Here is a 20,103-nt window from a genome sequence, read left to right on the forward strand (position 1 = left end):
GATACGCTAACGCTTCCTGACTCCCATTAAATCTACATATTTAACCAGAAGCAGAAAGCTTAACAAACTGAGCTCCAGAGCCCAGTAAAAACACCTTCTTTTACTACGCAAAAGACGGCGCGAAGTTATGGATAAAAACCCATAATCCCTTAATAATAAAAAGAGTTTTTCAACATAATAATAAGTAGAATTAATGCCACATATTACCTATTAAACAACTACTCCTTAAAAAAACGCTTTTGAAAAAATAATATTATAAAAATACCGATAGTTATTGACGAATCGGCAATATTAAAAACAGGTCTAAAGAAGATAAACGGATTACCTCCTACATAGGGAAACCACTCCGGATAGCGTCCTTCTATCAATGGAAAATATAACATATCGACTACTTTACCGTGCAAGAAAGATGAATACCCTCCTGCTTCAGGCAAAAAAGTGGCTATTTGACCATAGCTATGATCGAAAATCATTCCATAGAAGGCACTGTCGATGATATTACCCAATGCTCCCGCCAACACTAATCCAACACAATACACCAAACCTTTAGGCGCTCCTTTTCTGCTTAGATTCACCATATACCAGCCAATACCAATAACGGCAACAATCCTAAAAATACTTAAAAAAGCTTTCCCGAATTTACCAGCCAATTGCATCCCAAAAGCCATCCCGTTGTTTTCTACAAAATGAATGATGAACCAATTACCCAAAACAGGTATCTCATCACCCAGCATCATATGCGTTTTAATGTAGAACTTACTAAGCTGATCAACCAGCAGAATAATAAATATAATTAGAAATGATTTTTTTAATACTGACATAGTTGTGGTGTTATAACAATTGTTGATTGTACTTACGCGCGAAACCTCTTCTTGTTTCGTCTTTTAAGCTAAATTAACCGATCCGATTTAACGCACAAATGACCAATGGATAAAGTTTCTCCATTGGTCACCTTATTTTATTACATGCTAAATTGAATCAAACAGTTTTTACTTCTGCCCCTGCTTAGCTTCAACACTTAAAGTAGCATGTGGCACAGCTTTCAAGCGCTCCTTAGGAATCAATTTCCCGGTTACACGACACAAGCCGTAAGTTTTGTTTTCAATGCGCACTAAAGCTGCGGAAAGGTGCTGAATGAATTTTTGCTGACGCTGGGCTAATTTTCCTGCTTCTTCTTTCGACAGCACCGCCGCCCCTTCTTCCAACACTTTAAAAGTAGGTGACGTATCCTGCGTATCATTACCATCCTGGTGAGTAATGGTATTTCTCAGCAATTCATAATCTTTCTTGGCCTTATCAAGTTTCTTCAGGATAATTTCTTTAAACTCCTGAAGCTCTTCATCTGAGTAACGTGTTTTTTCAGCCATAATGACTCAATTTTAGTTATCAAACAAACCACTTATGCCTTTTCAATTTGCATAGCAGTGGTTATTTCATCATCAATTTCAACGGTTGTTACACCATCATTATTGCATTGATCCACTAATTTCACCTCCACAGCAAGCGTCTGCGCACCGATGTAGCCTGCATGCTTTTCTACTGCTGCATTAATAGCATCGTGACGTTGTATCTGCAATTTAATTTTATCGGTCACATCAAAACCTGAATCTTTACGCAAGTTCTGGATGCGATTAACAAATTCACGTGCAATACCTTCTTCTCGCAATTCATCTGTCACATTAATATCCATAGCTACGGTTATCTTACCTTCATTGGCAACCAACCAGCCCGGAATATCCTCTGACATGATTTCAACATCCTCTAGTGTTAGAACGATGGATTGTCCGTTGACATCCAGTGTATATTGTTCTTCTTTCTCGAAGATAGCAATTTCTTCCTGACCCATGGCATTTATTGCTCCTGAAATTACTTTCATGTTCTTACCATGCTTTGGCCCAAGGGTTTTAAAGTTTGGTTTAATCTTCTTCACCAAGATGCCAGCATCTTCTTTCAGATACTCCATCTCTTTGACATTCACCTCTGCCAATACCAAATCCTTTATGGCTTCCAGCTGATGCTCAAAAGCGTCATCCAGAATAGGAATCATGATTTTATTCAAGGGCTGGCGCACTTTAAGATTCACCTTACGACGCAAACCTAACACCATAGAAGAGATAGATTGTGCATATTCCATACGCTCTTCCAGCTCTTTGTCAATCATTTTCTCATCAAACGATGGAAATTCGGCCAGGTGAACCGACACATCGGCATATTTACCTGACATCTTATTTAAGTCGATAAACAGTTGGTCCGTGAAGAACGGTGCAATTGGTGCCGACAATAAAGCTACTGTTTCCAAACATGCATATAAAGTCTGGTAAGCAGCCAACTTATCTTCATTCATCTCTCCTCCCCAGAAACGTTTACGATTCAAACGCACGTACCAGTTACTCAGGTTTTCCATCACAAAATCCTGGATGGCACGCCCCGCACGAGTTGGCTCGTAACTTTCATAGGCTTCTGTCACTTCTTTTACCAATGAATTCAATAGCGACATCACCCATCGGTCAATCTCAGGACGCTTTTCAACAGGCACTAAGGCCTCTTTGCCTGAGAATCCATCAATATTGGCATATAGTGCAAAGAATGAATAGGTGTTATATAAGGTTCCGAAGAACTTACGCTTCACCTCATCCACACCGGCGATATCAAATTTCAGGTTGTCCCATGGTTGCGCATTGGTTATCATGTACCAACGCAATGGGTCTGAACCATACTTCTCAATCACTTCGAATGGATCAACACCATTACCCAGGCGCTTCGACATTTTATTACCCTTCTTGTCTAATACCAATCCGTTAGAAATGATATTTTTAAAAGCTACAGAATCGAATAACATGGTGGCAATAGCATGCAGGGTAAAAAACCATCCACGCGTCTGGTCAACACCTTCGGCAATAAAGTCGGCAGGATAAACCTGGTCGAATCCTTCTTTGTTTTCAAACGGATAGTGGATTTGCGCATACGGCATCGCTCCTGAATCGAACCACACATCAATCAAGTCTGCCTCACGCTGCATGGGCTGTCCACTATCAGATACCAATACAATACCATCCACATGATGACGGTGCAGGTCAATCTTCTCGTAATTATCCTTTGAATTATCACCCACTTCAAAGCCTTCAAATGGATTCTTCTCCATCAAACCAGCCTCGACAGCCTTATTTATTTCATTCATTAACTCTTCAACAGAGCCAATACACTTTTCTTCAGTTCCGTCTTCTGTTTTCCAAATTGGCAATGGCGTTCCCCAATAGCGCGAACGACTCAAGTTCCAATCTACTAAATTCTCCAACCACTTACCAAAACGACCGGTTCCGGTTGAACCTGGCTTCCAGTTGATGGTTTTATTCAGCTCAATCATGCGATCACGCACTGCTGTTGTCTTAATAAACCAGCTATCCAAGGGATAATACAATACCGGTTTATCAGTACGCCAACAATGTGGATAGTTGTGAACATGCTTCTCAACCTTAAATGCTTTGTTTTCTTTCTTTAGCATCACCGCCAAGTCAACATCTAAAGTTGGCGCATCAGCTCCTAAAGAAGCATCGTAATCATTTTTCACATAACGTCCGGCATATTCGCCATACGCTTCCTTATTAACAAACTCAGCTACAAAAGCTTCGTCCAGGTCTTCAATCTTAAAGAACTTACCAGTTTTATCAACCATTGGCTGACGCTTCCCTTCTTTGTCAATTAAGATAAGCGGCGCAATGCCTGCCACCTTAGCTACACGGTCATCATCCGCACCAAAAGTAGGCGCGATATGCACAATACCGGTACCATCTTCAGTGGTTACATAATCACCCAAGATTACACGGAACGCATCACCATCAGGCTTCACCCATGGCATTAATTGCTCATAGCGAACGCCTTCTAAATCAGTTCCCACATAATCAGCCACTACTTTAAAAGGAATCTTTTTATCACCTGGCTGATAAGCATCAAAATCCAACTCAGCATTTTTTGGATTAAAATAATTATTCACCAGCGATTTAGCCACAATAACCGACACCGGTGCGCCAGTATATGGATTATATGATTTGACTTTTACGTATTCAATTTTAGGTCCAACTGCCAAGGCAGTGTTAGAAGGCAGTGTCCATGGCGTAGTTGTCCAGGCTAAAAAGCTCAAATCTTCATCGCCTTCAAATAACTTTTCCGACACCTCATTGCGCACAATCTTAAACTGAGCTGTACAAGTTGTGTCTTTTACATCGCGGTAACAGCCCGGCTGGTTCAACTCGTGCGTTGATAAACCAGTTCCGGCAGCTGGCGAATAAGGCTGAATGGTATAACCTTTATAAAGCATACCTTTTTTATACAGCTCTTTTAACAGCCACCATAATGTTTCGATATAGCGATTATCGTAGGTAATATATGGATCGTCCATATCCACCCAGTAACCCATCTTATGTGTTAAGTCTTCCCACAAGTCGGTGTATTTCATTACATCCTTCCGGCAAGCCTCATTATATTCTGCAACAGTAATGGTTTTACCTATATCTTCTTTGGTGATGCCTAAAGCTTTTTCCACACCAAGCTCAACAGGCAAACCGTGTGTATCCCATCCTGCCTTACGCTTGACATGGAAACCCTGTTGTGTTTTAAAACGACAAAAAATATCCTTAATCGTACGCGCCATCACGTGGTGAATACCAGGAATACCATTGGCTGACGGTGGCCCTTCATAGAACACAAACGTCGGTTTACCTTCTCTGGTAGTGATGCTTTTCTCAAATGCTCCATTTTCCTCCCAGGTTTTCAAAACATCTTTGTTAACCTGTGACAAATTCAATCCTTTATATTCCGGAAATTTTGCGCTCATTAATTCAATATTTTACCCTAAATTTTAAAAAGTTTACAAATATAGATGTTGGTATAGTGAAAAGCAAATGATTCTGAACACTTAAACACAGGATAAATCACATTTATCTGAACTTTCTTTTAATCACTTTAAATAAGCTATTCATCAAACAATTGCCGAAATTAATCATTATTCGATGCAAAAATATCCTTACTTTTGCGCCATCGATAACATTTGTATAAACTATTAAGACACATCACTTATGAAAAGAATTCTATTTTCATTGGTTGCCGTTATGGCTTTTAGTGCTTTTGCAAAAGCTCAAAATTTACAAGTACATTATGATTTTGGTGACGAGCGCAAGCAAATTACCACAACCTTAGAAATGTTTAAGCCAGATAAGTATGGTAGTACTTTCTTTTTTGTTGATATGGATTACAGCAACGACACAAGAGGCATTGACAATGGTGTTTCGTTAGCTTATTGGGAGATTGCGCGCAGCTTTAAATGGAACGAAAATCAGAAATTTGAACCAAGAGTTGAGTTTAACAGTGGTAATTTCAAACTTAATGACCCACTACCATTCACCGTTATAGAAAATGCCTGGTTAGTAGGTGGTCAATATACTTTTAACAATGCTGATTTCTCTAAGGTATTAACGATTCAAGCTAACTACAAATACATCAAAGATAAAGAAGATGCATCTTTTCAGCTTACTGCTGTTTGGGGGCTGCATTTCATGGACAGAAAATTATCATTTACCGGCTTTGCTGACTTCTGGAAAGAAGAAATGATTTGGGATACAGATTATCGCTTCTTGATGGAACCACAAATCTGGTATAATGCCAGCAAAAACTTCTCTTTCGGTAGTGAAATTGAAATGAGCAACAATTTCGTTAAAGACGAATTTGTTGTTAATCCAACCCTTGCTGTTAAGTGGACTTTCTAATTTTAACTTAGTACGATCATGTTAGAAAAATTCTTCAAATTATCAGAAAATAAGACCACTGTAAAAACGGAAGTAATCGCAGGTATTACAACGTTTATGACAATGGCTTATATCCTTGCTGTTAACCCGGATATTCTTTCAGCAACAGGCATGGATAAAGGTGCTCTTTTTACCGCTACGGCTATTTCAGCTGCTATTGGTACTTTAGTAATGGCTCTTTGGGCTAAGCTGCCCTTTGCCTTAGCTCCTGGCATGGGACTTAATGCGTTCTTTGCTTTTGGTGTATGTATTGGCATGGGCATGAGCTGGCAATTTGCTTTAACAGCTGTATTCCTTGAAGGTATCCTGTTTATTTTAATGACAGCCTTTAATATTCGTGAGTTAATTATCAATGCGATACCTGGAAGTATCAAAAATGCCATTTCAGTGGGTATTGGTTTATTCATTGCCTTTATCGGGATGAAAAATGCCGGCATCATAGTAGCTGACGATGCCACTTTCGTGCACCTAGGCGATATGAAGTCAGCTGGTGTACTTTTAGCTTTAGGTGGCATTATGCTAACAGGAGCCTTATTGGCGCTTAAAGTGAAAGGCGCTCTTTTAATAGGTATGGTGGTAACCACCATTGTAGGCCTTCCACTGGGTGTTACTCAAATGCCACACTTTGATTTCTCAGTGCCTTCTATTTCATCCATTGCCTGGAAATTTGAATGGAGCTGGCTTAACACAGCCGAAGGCATCTTCACCATGATTACTGTGTTATTCACATTCTTATTTGTGGATATGTTTGATACCGTTGGAACATTAATTGGCGTTTCGACTAAAGCCAAAATGATCAACAAAGATGGTCGTATTCCCAATGTAAAACAGGCGCTGATGGCTGACTCTATCGGTACTACTGTTGGTGCTGCCCTGGGAACCTCAACTGTAACGACCTATGTTGAATCAGCATCGGGTGTGGCCGAAGGCGGACGCACTGGTCTGACAGCGCTCACAACAGCAGGCTTGTTTGTTTTTGCATTATTCTTATCACCATTATTCCTGATGATTCCGGCAGCAGCAACTGCTTCGGCATTGGTATTGGTTGGTGTAATGATGATGACTCCTATTCAGAATCTGGATTTAGAAGATTTCACGGAATCTATTCCTGCATTCTTCACATTGATAATGATGCCATTGACTTTCTCTATCGCAGAAGGTATTGTATTTGGTATTTTATCGTACGTGATTCTGAAGCTATTTACAGGTAAACACAAAGATATTTCAATTGTCGCTTATATCTTAGCTGTATTATTTATATTGAAATTTGTGTTTATGTAACGACATTAGTTTAAAATACAATGAGGCTGAAGGCAGAAGCTGAATGCCCCCAGAATATAGAAGAGGCCTTTCGTTTGATTGGCCTCTTTCTATTGCTTCAAATCAATGACGCCAACCATTAAATCATTGCCTTGCATTAATTCAAGCTCTGCTTTCATCCACTTGGTCCATTCTGATTTTGGAGGAAAACTAAATCCACAATTCACCATCGTTTTTATGGAAGCCATATTCGTTGATTCAACAGGAACCAGTAGGTATTCAAAGTTTTCTTTTCGACAAAAATCAACCCGGGCTTTTACCAGCTTTGAGGCCAGATTTCGTCTTCTATATAACGGATGTACGACAGTCCCATTAAAAATACAATAGTGGTATTTATACTCTAAAAAACGACCGAGCACCACTTTCCCCCAAGCCATCTCTTTTCCACGCTTGCTCAATGCATAAAACTCGCGTTGTGGTAATACTTTATCATTAAACCGCACTTCACTTTTAATTGATTTGACCAATACTTTTTGTTGTGCAATGCCTGAAAATTTATAGAAATAGTATAAAACCTGGCTGGCTGCTTTTTTAAATAATTTGGGATACTCCATGGCTTAAAAATAAACGAATATTCTTTCAATAGCTATATTTGCATTAAACTGATGACAATGCTGACACAACCAACATTACTACTCAACAAAGCTAAATGTCTGGCCAACATCGAACGAATGGCCACAAAAGCAAAAAAAACGAATGTATTATTTCGTCCCCATTTTAAAACACACCAATCGGCCGAAGTAGGTTCTTGGTTTCGCGAGTATGAAGTAGAATGCATCACCGTTTCTTCAGTTAAAATGGCAGTTTATTTCGCAGAGAACGGTTGGAAAGATATTACCATTGCATTTCCGGCCAATATTCGTGAGTGGTCAACCATCAATGACTTAGCTTCAACAATTAACCTCAACATTGTTGTCGAATCAATTGATACGATTCAGTCACTGGAGCGAAATTTGACGAATCCGGTAGGCACCTATATTAAAACTGATACCGGCTACGGACGTACCGGCATCAACGCCGAGGATTATGAAAGCATACAGGCTCTATTGAAAGAACTAAAAACATGTAAGAACCTTATCTTCATTGGTTTCCTTTGTCATGCCGGACATACATACAACACCAATAGCAAAGAGGAAATTATCAACATTATGGATTCATCGCGCCAACAATTGCTAGCGCTAAAAACATTTATGGCCAACGATTTTCCATTGATACAAATTTCATATGGCGACACGCCTTCATGCTCACTATCTGATAATTTTGAAGGCTTCGACGAGATTCGACCAGGTAACTTTGCTTTTTATGATGCTATGCAAGCTCATATCGGCTCCTGCAACCTTAATGATATTGCCGTGGCGATGGCTTGCCCCGTTGTCGCCAAACATCCGGAACGCGGTGAAATTGTTATCCATGGTGGCGCTGTCCATTTTTCAAAAGACCAAATCATCAATGACGGAACACCACAATATGGCACTGCGCACCCTTTAAATGATCGCAACTGGGATACTTCGAAACAATTAGGATATATCTCTAAATTATCGCAGGAACATGGGATTATTAAAATGCCTCAAGAGCACTTTAGCAATATCAATATTGGCGATATGCTTGCTATCCTTCCCGTTCACTCATGCCTGACAGCTAATCTCATAAAAAAATACGCGACAACAGAAGGCGAGTACATTAATATGCTAATTTAATGTTTCCTGTCTGCTCCTGTTAATAGCCTTCCCACAAGAAGAGCCATAATAATAACCAGGTAGAACTGTCCGCACAAAGTAATCATTAAAGCCAACGATTTGGCCATTGGAGTATGCGGCAATAAGTCACCATATCCCAATGTTGTCATCGACACAAAAGTATAGTAAAAAGAATCGTAGATGTGACCGGCTGAAGCATCAGTCGCAAAATTAAATGCTCCCGGGAATTGGTTGGTAATCATATTGATCAGAATGCCAAAACCAACTCCAATCAACAAATAACCATTTATGGCCTCAATGATTACCAAAGCATTAACATCTTCCTTTCGTGACAGTTGGCGTATAAACTTCAAAACACGCAACATAAAAAACACAACCAACCAAATTGATGCCAGGTAATTAATCACCTCTAAATCTGCGATTCTGGTTATCCAGATGGCAACAAACGCTACAAGCACCTGCAATATCACTTTAGGCTTACCCTCTTCACTGGTCGCATAAGCCGATATTAACACAATAAGCGTAACGAAAATTTCAAACAGTCGAAATTTGAGAAAGGCCGTAAATAAAGGCAAAGCGAAAATCGTAAAGCATAAAATAATTAGCAATCCCCAGTTACTCATCAATTGCTTAAAATTTTGCCTGGTATCTAAATGCTTAATCATTCCCATTTTTATTGATCAGTTGGTTAGATTAACAAATCTAAATTAATCCTTTATAAATCGGAACACTTTTTGATAATTCACGTTCAACTACTCAAAATAGAATAACTCGAATCGCAAATGAAACAACTATTACCAATATTAATTGGCCTGATACTACTATCGTCATGTGCCAGCAAACGCAACTACAATAAGGCCCAGAAATTTGACGAAGCCGGTTTATACACCGATGCCGCAACCCTGTACTATAAATCCCTCAAATCCAATAAAAATAACATTGATGCTAAACTGGGTTTGCAGCGCACAGGGCAACTTGTTTTAGAGGACAAGGTTGAAGTATTTCAGAACCAATACAACAACGGAACAGCTAAAGATGCTGTATATGCATACAGGGAAGCCGAAAGTTATTACAATCAGCTATCAGCTCTTGGGGTGAAATTAATACTATCAGAAGAGCAAAAAGAATATTACCTGGAGGTAAAAGATAAGTATCTGGACATCCTTTATCAGCATGGCATGAAAGCCCTTAACCTGGAAGAGTTTAAAAATGCAGAAAACCAGTTTTCAGAGATTCTTTCCATTGACAAAAACTTTAAAGATGTACAGAGCCAATGGTTAACAGCTAAATACGAACCTATTTACCGCCATGGCAATGAATTGATTCAATCAGAACAATTTAGAAGTGCCTATGCCGATTTCAATACCATTAACACGGGCACCAAAGGTTATAAAAACAGTATTGAGCTTCAAAACCAGTGCCTGGATAAGGCAAAAGTAACGGTGGCTGTTCTACCATTTTCTTATAAATACAGAAACTATCGAAATTATACATCAACCGTGAAGGAATCGGTGGTTGCTGAAATATCAAAAATAAAATCACCATTTTATCAGACAGTTAGTGACGAAGCAATTCAGACCTTACCCGACTGGACCAAAACAAAAGACCCAAGCCTGGCACTGAAATACGCCAAGCAGTTCGGAACCAATTTCGAAGCCAAAACAATTTTATCGGCCCGTATTGATGTCTATAAAAAGACACAGGGCCAATTGCAAAAAAAAGAAAAAAAGGGCTATCTCAAACAGCTCGTTATTGTCACCAACCCGGAAACCGAACTTAAGGAAGAAAAGGTGAAGTACACCAAAGTACGCTACTACGAGTATGAGCAGGAAAATAGTGTAGCTATTTCGCTGAGCTACGACTTAGACCGCATCGACAAAGACGAAAAGGCTTTTGCCGACACCTACTATGGTGAGAAAAAAGACAAAGTCCACTATGCCAAATTCGATGGTGATTACAAACAACTAGTAGCCGGCACCTGGAAATACATCGACAAAGAATCATCAACCGACCAAGTGTATGATTCAGATGAAGCGAACCGTCAATTACGCGCATTATTCAAAAACAAAAAAGACATTCAATCACTGGCTTCGCTGGAGAATAATCTGTTAAAGGAATGCGCTCAACACGTTTCGAAAAACCTAACTGACTACAAACCTGAAAACTAATATTTAATGAAGTTTCTTCCAATTATACTTCTTGCTACTGTACTTTTAAGCGCCTGCTCTTCAAAGAAGAAAGAAGCAGAATTACTTGAATTATCAAAACCACAATGGCTGAAAGAGCGTCCTGTTTCATCAACGTATTTTTATGGCATTGGCACCACTCCAAAGGTTGGTGGCACAAGCTATTATAAGGAGCAAGCCAAAGAAAAAGCATTGGCCGACTTATCAAAACAGATCAATACCAAAATTAAAAGCGAGCAAAGTTTATATCGCATGGAAGATAATAAAGGTGTATATGAGTACATCCAGAGTCGTGTAAAAGCCACTTCTAACGAGTTTTTGGAAGGTTATGAGTTTGTTGACCAATGGGAAGACTTAGATTATTGTTATTCGTATTACCGATTGTCGAAAAGTAAGTTTTATGCGCTTAAAGCAAAACGTAAACAGGAAGCCTTAGAGCTATCGTTTCAAAAATATAAACAAGCTAAGATGGCTCAGCAAAACAATGATTTTATACTGGCGCTGGAGCAATATGCAGCGGGCATTGACGCCATGAGTGGCTACTTAAACGAGCAGACGATGTTTGAGACAGCGGCTGGCAACATTGATTTGTTTGAGGTGAACAAAGATGCTTTAAGCGATTTAATTAGCGGATTAAAGATTACATACGACACTGAAAGTATGAGTATCAAAGCATTGACTAAAGTGCCGGAAGAAACAAGTCGGCTTACCGTAACTTGTTTCGACAGGCCAGCTAAAAATATACCTGTTCGTTTTAACTACAGTGGTGGTTTTTTAGTGACTGACAAATACAAAAGCAGTACAAAGGGCACTATTCCTTCTCCCACCTTTACGATGACCAACAATACTGAAGAAATATTAAAGGCCAGCATTGATTTAAAATCGCTGGGACGCCAGATAACAAAAAATTTAATTGTTCGACAGTTAGTTGAGAAGCAAAAAACAGGGAATGCCAGTCTTGTGGTGTCGCTGAAGCAATAAAATACCTCAAAAAGTAAAGAGACAAAAAAAACGCGGGAATCATCATATTTGATAATTCCCGCGTTTTTTTTTACTAATTCTATATCTACATACTATAATGCAAACCTCCTGTTGGCCCCAGCGGCAATCCGCTTAACAACCAAATAGCCAATAAAATCATCCATGAGAACAGAAAGACCATGGAGTAAGGCAACATGGTGGATACAATGGTTCCAATACCGGCCTTTTCATCATACTTCTGAAAATAAACAATAATCAAAGCAAAGAAACTCATCATCGGGGAAATAATATTGGTTGCACTATCACCAATACGATACACCACCTGTGTTAATTCAGGCGAATAGCCCAACATCATAAACATGGGCACAAAAATAGGCGCTAACAGTGCCCATTTGGCCGATGCACTTCCCATCACCAGGTTGATTAAACCACAGAACAAGGCAAACAGCAACATCAAAGGAACAACCGACAAATTCAGGTCATGAATAATATTTGCTCCATTAACAGCCATCACCAATCCCAGGTTACTCCAATTGAAATAGGCCACAAACTGCGCAGCAAAAAACACTAACACCAGGTAGGGTCCTAATGATTTAGCTGCCTCTCCCATGGCGCCCATAATATCCTTATCGGTTTTAAAAGTACCTGTGATTTTACCGTAAACGATACCGCAGGTTCCTGCCCAAATAAACAGAACTGCTACCACACCTTTCAACAATGGCGATGTTAACAAATGACCGTCGGCACCTCTTAAGAATCCATCCTGAGGTATTAAACCCCAAGCGATAATGGCTAGAAAAGCCAACGATACTAATCCAACCCAGCGCAATCCTTTTTTCTCTGTTTTTGACAATTCTTCCAGGCGGGTTTCTTCTTCTGATACTTCTCCTTTGTATTCACCAAAACGAGGGGCAATAATCTTCTCTGTCACCCAGGTACCAACCAGTGCCACCATAAAAGTTGACACCACCATAAAATAATAGTTACTTACCGGGTTCACAGTGTATGCTTTATCAACAATATGAGCCGCCTCTTCTGTTAATCCTGCCAATAGTGGGTCAATGGTTCCGATAATCAGATTAGCACTAAAACCACCTGACACACCTGCAAAAGCCGCGGCCATACCAACCAAAGGATGACGCTTGGCCACCAGAAAAATCACACCACCAAGAGGAACCAAAAGTACATAACCAACGCTTGATGCTACATTGGAAATAACACCAGCCAAAATAATGACGAAGGTTAGCAATCCCTTAGGAGCTGCTAAAACCAGCTTACGTATTAAAGCGCCAATTAAATCGGATTTCTCGGCCAGGCCAATACCCAGCATCGCCACCACAACAATTCCCATTGGTGCAAAACTGGTAAAGTTTTTCACCATCTCTGTCAGGATGCGATTCAGACCTTCAACCGACAAGAGGTTGATCACATTAATGGCTTCCCCAGTCGTAGGGTGTTCAGCACTAGCTCCCATCCAGGCAAACAAGCCCGAAAACAACAATACTACAACAGCAAATATCCCAAACAATAAAGCCGGGTGTGGTAGTATATTCCCAACTCTTTCTACTCCATTTAGAAATATATCAACAAATGATTTCTTCTTTTTAACGACTGTGCCCATACAATAAAAGTTTTACTATTATGAATCGCCGAAAATATAAAAAAAAGAAAAACCATGCAGATAAATAGCATATACACACATGTGTTATATAGCATAATGCTAATAATTGAGGATTTGCTGAACCGTTGAATTGTCGAAACGTTAAAATGGCAAACAATTGTTTAAAAGTTTAGAAGTTTAATAGTTGAAATTGGAAACTAAGAACTCAAAACCCGAAACATCTAACAACCTAATGACCTATTGACCTATTGACCTATTGACCTATTGACCTATTGACCTAACATCATAAATCCACACATCTCACATCCTAAACCCTATACCCTAAATCCCGGATCCGCTAAACCAACTTTTAAAATGGGATACTTTCTCGCGACTCACAATCACTTCTTTATCAAAAGGCTGTTCAAACTGAATCTTTAAACGACTGTTAGAATGCACCAAAACATCCTGTATGTAGTTGATATTAACAATAAACGAACGGCTAATTCGATAAAAAGTAGCCGGATTCAACATGTCTTCTAACTCCTCAAGTTTAAAATCGATGATATAGCGATTCCCTTTCGAAGTAAGTATAAAGGCGTTGCGTCCTTCTGCATAGAACAAAACAATTTTATCGGAAGTAACCGACTTAATGCGCTCACCCAGCTTAACCATAAAACGCTCTTTATAGGTTTTGCGGTAATGCAGTAAGGCTTCATTTAGTTCCTCCAGCTTTAATCGTTGGCTGGCCGATGAAAGGTTTTCACGCAGACTTTCCAACTTCTCCATACTTCTAAACAGATCGTCGTAATCAAGTGGTTTCAGCAAATAATCGATGCTATTGACTTTAAAAGCCTGTATGGCATACTCATTATAAGCTGTTGTGAAAATAACCGGCAGATTTAGCTGCGTCTTATTAAATATTTCAAAACTCAGTCCGTCGCTTAAATGAATATCCATAAAAACTAAATCGACGGTATTCAATGGATTTGAAAACCACTCAACACTGGCAGCTACAGAATCCAGTTCGCCCACAACTTCAATGCTGCTATCGTAGCGATTTAAAAGGTGTTTCAGGTTTTCAACGGCGGGTTTTTCATCTTCTATAATAAGTACTCTCATGTTGGTTTAGATTATTCTTCCTCTATTTCAAACAAAGGTATATTAATGCGTAATTGTTGATTATCCTGGGTTATTTCAAGTTGCTTACTGTCACTAAAAAAAGAATAGGCTTTGTTGATAAGCGATAAATTCCATTCTGCATTGCCATTCAATCCAATTTTGGGATTATGCCTGCTTGACAAAACAAGTTGCTCGCCATTATTTTCGAGGCAAATATGTAAAGGTTGAAATTCATTCACAATTGAGCGGTTCACCAGCTCCTGAATCAATGCCGAAATAGTACAAGGGATAATTTGTCGACTTAACCACTCATCGGGCAGTTTAGATTCAAAGGTGATGGTGTTGTTATATTTTACATTGAGAATATGTAATAACGATTGACTGAGAATCAGCTCCTGCTGAAGGTCAACCAACTCAACGTGACGGTTATCCAGGTTATATCGATATATTTTTGACAGGTGATTAACAAACTGTTCGGCTAATCGTGGTTGCGCATGAACGATAGAAATAAGATTTTCCAATCCATCATAAAGTAATTTGGGATTGATCTGCATCTTAAACTTCTCCAAATCAGTCTCCATCCCTTTTCGTAGTTCTTTCTCTTGTTTGTAATGTATTTGTTTATGCACGGCCAGAAACGATGTACTGACATGAATCACCGCATATAAAATAGCCACAACCCCATATACACCATTAAATACAATCAGCTCAGTGCCAAAATCACTAATGATGAGCACGAGTCGAAAATAGATACTCACCAATAAACTGATAACAATAATGGATAGCAACAAGCTAACAAAAGGAACCAACACGACCCGCATAGAGTGGTTAGACTCTTTTGAACTTACCTGCTGCTCAATTTGCAGCTTCTCTAATAATGGAAAACGTTTATCAATTATCACAAACATCACTCGCAAACATTCAAACAGAATAAAGGTAAGCAAGATGGTTACTGCTACTTCCTGACTAAAAAAGTTGGCACTAAACTGATTGAGCGTATCAAACACCAACAGTATTAAAATATAAACTACCACACCGATTGGGAATGGTAGCAGAAAGCGAAGCCACTTTTGTTGATTATTTAAAGTAAATGTCTTCATCCTAATTTTGTTAGTACTTAATAAGCTTCTGCTGCAACAACAAAGGCAACACTACCGTAAACGATTCGTCCTTAGTTATCTCCACTTCATTCTTTGTAAAATAAGCATAGCGCTTCTTAATATTCTCCAGACCAATTTTATGCGACACATGTCGTTCTGGTTTCTTCAAGAGCTGATTATCTACTTCAATAAAACCGGGCTTTCGCTCAAAGTTATTTACCACTTCAATTCCTCGACTTTTATTGGAACGGATACAAATATTCAAAGGCCTCTCTTCAGAAAAATGATTATGCTTCACCGCATTTTCAACCAACAATTGTAAGGTCATCGGCGGAATATAACTGGCTTTGCTTTGCACATCAAGATCTACTTCTAACTCCAAAGCCTTTTCAAATCTGATGCGTAATAGAAAGTAGTATGCTTTAATAAAATCAACCTCCTGCTGGACTGGCACCAGCTCTTTTTGATGACTATTGAGTATATAACTGAAAGTCTGCGCAAATTTTCTGATAAACCCCTCCGTTGTTGATGCATCACGATGAATCAGCGATGCAATGGTATTAAGCGTATTGAATAAATAGTGCGGGCTCAGCTGACTTTTTAATATTTCATATTGCAGCTTAAGTCGTTCGCGCACCATTTTCTCACTTTCAATATTCGCCTGAATAAAGCTTGTAAACGAGTACTGATACAGATCGACCAAAATAAAAATCAGGTTGGTTAGAAGAAAGATGATGAAAAACTTAATGGTTACATCTCCCTTTTCTTCCATAAACAGTGCAAAGGATATGTTGTCATACTTAATGGCAATAAGGAGTTTCACACAAACCCAAAGAAAAATAGCGGCCACTATGAAATTGGAAACAAACTGAATGAAAAAACGCGAAGGCATTCCTTTTATCCAGGGGTAAATAATGTTTAGCAGACGGGTTACCAGAGACAGGATTCCGAATATAAGCCATGAGCTTAATGTAAAAAATGAGATGGAATCGATGTGTTCGGAAAGCACTGGTAAGCTGCCATTCTCACTATAGAACAAATACAGAAAAATCAGTACACCATACAATGTACTGACCAGTATTTGTGTTACCAGTTTTTTTGAAGAATATAATTGGGTGTTGGTTGTCATTGAAATACTAAGTTATAGCATTAATTTAGATTTCAAAAAGGCTTTTGTCAATGAAAAAAAGATAAGGCTGTCTTATTTAGACAACCTTATCTTTCTCTTTTTAGTTCAGAGTCCGCAATACACGGTTCTTTTCATATTCTGTTTCTAAATCTTTGGCCATCGATTTAAAAATATAAGCCGTTGATGAGTTTTTATTGTTAATATGAGGGCTCAATCGCACTAAAACAGCTGCCCGCTCCACATCTACATCAATCTGCTGGGTGCATTCAATAACCTTAGCCGCCAGTTCATCATTCATCACAGGACTATCAATTACATAGCGCAACAACTCTTCGATTGTGCTGTTTTGGTCCATACGGTTAATCAAACGGAAGAACTGATTATAATTATTATCGGATAACGGAAACTGTGCTACCACCTCGCGCATAACAGCTCCTGTGCCATGTTGAAAATCGTCCACTAACCTGTCTAATGTTTTTAGCAAACGATACATAGCTGCTTCTTCCAGCTTGTTTTTATTTAACAGGTCGAGCATCACATTATACATCTCCATTTCGCTATCCAAACCATTCAGTGTTTCAAAGTAGGCATCTACCACTTCTTCATCGTTAATAAACAAACGGTTGGCTTTACGCAAAATTAAGCCTCGTTGACTATTGGAAGAAATGCCTCTGGCCGTTTTTAAATAGTTCAACAACGTTGTTTTATCGCTTTTTCTGGCTCCTGACTCAAGAGCTGCATCCAACAAGGCAGTCGTTATTTCACCTTTCAAAATATAATAACTATCCGACATATCTTCCAACGCTTCCCTGAATGCATCCATTACCACATCGTCTTTTGGCAAGTGAGGGATTAAATACAATAAAAGGGCACCTTTTTCTCTTTCCGACGAAAACTCTTCAATGGCTTGCAGCATGCTAATCCAACTATCGCTCGATAGCTTTGTGGTTTTAACCAGATGCTTCAGCACATTACCTTTTTCTGAGTTAATCTCCATCTCTTCAATTATATCGAAATAACCTTTTCGGATGGCAAACTCATCGGTATAAAACTGGTTGAAGATACGTAATGTTGAACCTCGCTCTGTATTATAATCATGTGTTGAGGTTGCATCGAGTACAGCTGCCAGTTGCTCGGTGTTTAGTTTGTAATTTTCTAATATATGCCGAATGAGAGAACCTTTGGTACTGTTGGAACGCACTTCTTCAATCGCCTCAAAAACAGGAACAATATCTTGTGACTTCAACTGATTATCAAAAACCAAGGTCTTTAAAAACGTATTTTTCGAAGCTGAACTGCCCGATTTATACGATGATGTTTTAATGGTAAATACATTCCATTCGCTTGAATAAGTATAGGTTGAGCTCGATGGCAAATCTTCCATTGCACTCAATACAGCGCTTAAACCCTTTGTCTTATATAACTGACGAACTCTGGACTCGACACCTAAATCGCTTCGCTTCACAATATCAGGCAACACCTCGCCCAGCCATTTTTTACCTTCAGGATTAAATGCCGTTTCAGTTTTTCCTACATAGTACTCATAAGTAATGGTTCCTTTATCATCGGCATGGATGAACAAACGGCGATTGTTACCGAAAGCTGTTTTATTAATTTCAACGAACCCATTGGCCGAAATACCGGTAATCATTTTATTATCCCCAGATAATTCAATGACACCTTTGTATTTTAAATCAAAAGGAAAATCAGCGGATGAAGCAACAATGTCGGCTCTATTCTTATAAACTGCTTTTCTATAATCGGCTACTGCTTCACGATATTCTTCCCGGGCCTTATAGTATTCTTTTCGAACTTCGTTGCGCATCTTCTGATACTCAACTCGCACATTATTTTTGTGCTTATTATCATCGGCTATTGTTGGCTGCGAAAGCATAGCCATTACAGCTACCATTGCCCCAACAAATCCTAATTTAAATTGATGTGTAGATTTCGCTCTCATAGGTGTATCATTTAGTTGTTCATAGACATTTTTTGATACTACAATATTAAGACAAGACTGTGCCTAAGAAAAACGAAAAGTAGTGAGTTGTTGTAAAAATGTAGTGAATTGTAGAATGGTTGAAGCGGGAAGATTTTAGTGATAATAAAAAGGCCTTAAAGAGTTTTAAATCCTTAAGGCCTAACTTTATCTTTGTATATTATTTTACTGCAAAACAGGAAGACAAATTTCTTCTATAGCCTTTAACTCTTCAGTGGAAAATGCTAAATTATCTAAGGCAACTAAATTATTTTCCAATTGATGCGTTGACGATGCACCAACCAATACCGATGTCACTGTCTTGTTACTCAATAACCAGGCGATGGCCATTTGCGCCAGCGATTGTTCTCGTTTTTGAGCCAATTCATTTAACGCCACAATAGCTTTGCGTTTTTCATCGGTTAAAGCCGATTCTTTTAGAAAATGTGCCTTAGCCATGCGCGAATCCGCAGGTATTTCTTTTAGGTAGCGGTCAGTGAGCAAACCTTGAGCCAATGGTGAAAACGGAATACAGCCAATGCCTCGCTTATCAAGCACTTCTGTTAAGCCATTTTCCACCCAACGGTCGAACATATTGTAACGCGGTTGATGAATGAGGCAAGGCGTGCCCAACTCGCGTAATATCGATTCCGCTTTTTGCGTTTCTTCGGCGCTGTAATTCGACAGACCAACATACAAAGTCTTCCCCTGACGAACAATTAAGTCAAGAGCTGCCATGGTTTCTTCGAGCGGTGTTTCCGGGTCGGGACGATGATGATAGAAAATATCCACATACTCCAAGCCCATGCGTTTCAAACTTTGATCTAAACTTGAAACCAGGTACTTCTTAGAACCCCATTCTCCATAAGGGCCATCCCACATCAAATAACCCGCCTTAGACGAAATCACTAACTCATCACGGTAAGCACTCATATCTTGCTTCAGCACCTTTCCTAATGTCTCCTCGGCCGAGCCTGGAACCGGTCCGTAGTTATTGGCCAAATCAAAATGTGTGATACCATTATCAAAAGCATATAACAAGATGTCGCGGGCATTACTAAACACATCTTCGGAGCCAAAGTTATGCCACAAGCCAAGCGAAATAGCCGGCAGTTTTAAACCACTTCGTCCGCATCGATTATACTGCATTTTGTCATACCTGGTGTTTGAAGCTTGATAATTCATAGTCTCT

16 protein-coding genes are annotated in these 20,103 nt (G+C 39.2%); 5 read left to right on the forward strand and 11 right to left on the reverse strand.

Annotation, left to right across the window (positions count from 1 at the left end):
- Nucleotides 1-218 precede the first annotated feature (218 nt).
- The 3 genes from J1N10_RS16305 to ileS form a co-directional block, all read right to left on the reverse strand.
- Nucleotides 219-821, reverse strand: coding sequence for a lipoprotein signal peptidase (locus tag J1N10_RS16305; RefSeq protein ID WP_262327798.1), 603 nt, complete (start codon nucleotides 819-821; stop codon nucleotides 219-221).
- Between the two features lie 168 nt (nucleotides 822-989).
- Entirely contained in the window at nucleotides 990-1,367 is a 378-nt protein-coding gene (locus J1N10_RS16310) for a TraR/DksA family transcriptional regulator (RefSeq protein ID WP_262327799.1), read from the reverse strand.
- 32 nt (nucleotides 1,368-1,399) lie between these two features.
- The gene (gene ileS / locus J1N10_RS16315) at nucleotides 1,400-4,831 is read right to left on the reverse strand and encodes an isoleucine--tRNA ligase (protein ID WP_262327800.1); all 3,432 of its coding nucleotides are present in this window, start codon (nucleotides 4,829-4,831) and stop codon (nucleotides 1,400-1,402) included.
- 241 nt (nucleotides 4,832-5,072) lie between these two features.
- On the opposite strand from ileS, the gene J1N10_RS16320 reads away from it, so the two are divergent.
- Entirely contained in the window at nucleotides 5,073-5,759 is a 687-nt protein-coding gene (locus J1N10_RS16320; protein WP_262327801.1) for a DUF5020 family protein, read from the forward strand.
- A gap of 18 nt (nucleotides 5,760-5,777) precedes the next feature.
- Nucleotides 5,778-7,079, forward strand: coding sequence for an NCS2 family permease (locus J1N10_RS16325; RefSeq protein ID WP_262327802.1), 1,302 nt, complete (start codon nucleotides 5,778-5,780; stop codon nucleotides 7,077-7,079).
- Nucleotides 7,080-7,168: 89 nt separating this feature from the next.
- Here J1N10_RS16325 and J1N10_RS16330 read toward each other — a convergent pair whose 3' ends face one another.
- Entirely contained in the window at nucleotides 7,169-7,672 is a 504-nt protein-coding gene (locus J1N10_RS16330; protein ID WP_262327803.1) for a GNAT family N-acetyltransferase, read from the reverse strand.
- Between the two features lie 57 nt (nucleotides 7,673-7,729).
- Between J1N10_RS16330 and J1N10_RS16335 the strand changes: the two genes are divergently transcribed.
- Complete coding sequence (locus J1N10_RS16335) at nucleotides 7,730-8,815, forward strand: alanine racemase (protein WP_262327804.1); 1,086 nt, start codon at nucleotides 7,730-7,732, stop codon at nucleotides 8,813-8,815.
- On the opposite strand, the gene J1N10_RS16340 is transcribed toward J1N10_RS16335, so the two are convergent.
- The gene (locus tag J1N10_RS16340; protein ID WP_262327805.1) at nucleotides 8,812-9,480 is read right to left on the reverse strand and encodes a potassium channel family protein; all 669 of its coding nucleotides are present in this window, start codon (nucleotides 9,478-9,480) and stop codon (nucleotides 8,812-8,814) included. The genes J1N10_RS16335 and J1N10_RS16340 overlap by 4 nt on opposite strands.
- 117 nt (nucleotides 9,481-9,597) lie before the next feature.
- On the opposite strand from J1N10_RS16340, the gene J1N10_RS16345 reads away from it, so the two are divergent.
- Both J1N10_RS16345 and J1N10_RS16350 read left to right on the forward strand, forming a co-directional pair.
- Nucleotides 9,598-10,983 (forward strand): hypothetical protein, encoded by a 1,386-nt coding sequence (locus J1N10_RS16345; protein WP_262327806.1) that lies wholly within the window; start codon nucleotides 9,598-9,600, stop codon nucleotides 10,981-10,983.
- A gap of 6 nt (nucleotides 10,984-10,989) precedes the next feature.
- The gene (locus J1N10_RS16350; RefSeq protein WP_262327807.1) at nucleotides 10,990-11,982 is read left to right on the forward strand and encodes an LPP20 family lipoprotein; all 993 of its coding nucleotides are present in this window, start codon (nucleotides 10,990-10,992) and stop codon (nucleotides 11,980-11,982) included.
- A gap of 85 nt (nucleotides 11,983-12,067) precedes the next feature.
- Here J1N10_RS16350 and J1N10_RS16355 read toward each other — a convergent pair whose 3' ends face one another.
- From J1N10_RS16355 to mgrA, 6 genes are all read right to left on the reverse strand, one after another.
- A complete protein-coding gene (locus J1N10_RS16355) occupies nucleotides 12,068-13,603 on the reverse strand; it encodes an AbgT family transporter (protein WP_262327808.1) in 1,536 nt (511 codons plus the stop codon).
- A 321-nt stretch (nucleotides 13,604-13,924) separates the two neighbouring features.
- Nucleotides 13,925-14,704 carry a LytR/AlgR family response regulator transcription factor gene (locus J1N10_RS16360; protein WP_262327809.1) on the reverse strand — a complete coding sequence of 260 codons (780 nt, stop codon included), beginning with the start codon at nucleotides 14,702-14,704 and terminating at the stop codon, nucleotides 13,925-13,927.
- An 11-nt stretch (nucleotides 14,705-14,715) separates the two neighbouring features.
- Nucleotides 14,716-15,804, reverse strand: a complete 1,089-nt coding sequence (locus tag J1N10_RS16365) for a histidine kinase (RefSeq protein WP_262327810.1) — start codon at nucleotides 15,802-15,804, stop codon at nucleotides 14,716-14,718.
- Between the two features lie 10 nt (nucleotides 15,805-15,814).
- Nucleotides 15,815-16,933: a sensor histidine kinase gene (locus J1N10_RS16370; RefSeq protein WP_262327811.1), complete on the reverse strand. Its 1,119-nt coding sequence runs from the start codon at nucleotides 16,931-16,933 to the stop codon at nucleotides 15,815-15,817.
- Nucleotides 16,934-17,033: 100 nt separating this feature from the next.
- A complete protein-coding gene (locus J1N10_RS16375; RefSeq protein WP_262327812.1) occupies nucleotides 17,034-18,893 on the reverse strand; it encodes a hypothetical protein in 1,860 nt (619 codons plus the stop codon).
- A 204-nt stretch (nucleotides 18,894-19,097) separates the two neighbouring features.
- A complete protein-coding gene (gene mgrA, locus J1N10_RS16380; protein WP_262327813.1) occupies nucleotides 19,098-20,096 on the reverse strand; it encodes an L-glyceraldehyde 3-phosphate reductase in 999 nt (332 codons plus the stop codon).
- Nucleotides 20,097-20,103: the final 7 nt, after the last annotated feature.

Origin of the sequence: Carboxylicivirga litoralis (assembly GCF_025499605.1) — a bacterium.
GTDB lineage: Bacteria > Bacteroidota > Bacteroidia > Bacteroidales > Marinilabiliaceae > Carboxylicivirga > Carboxylicivirga litoralis.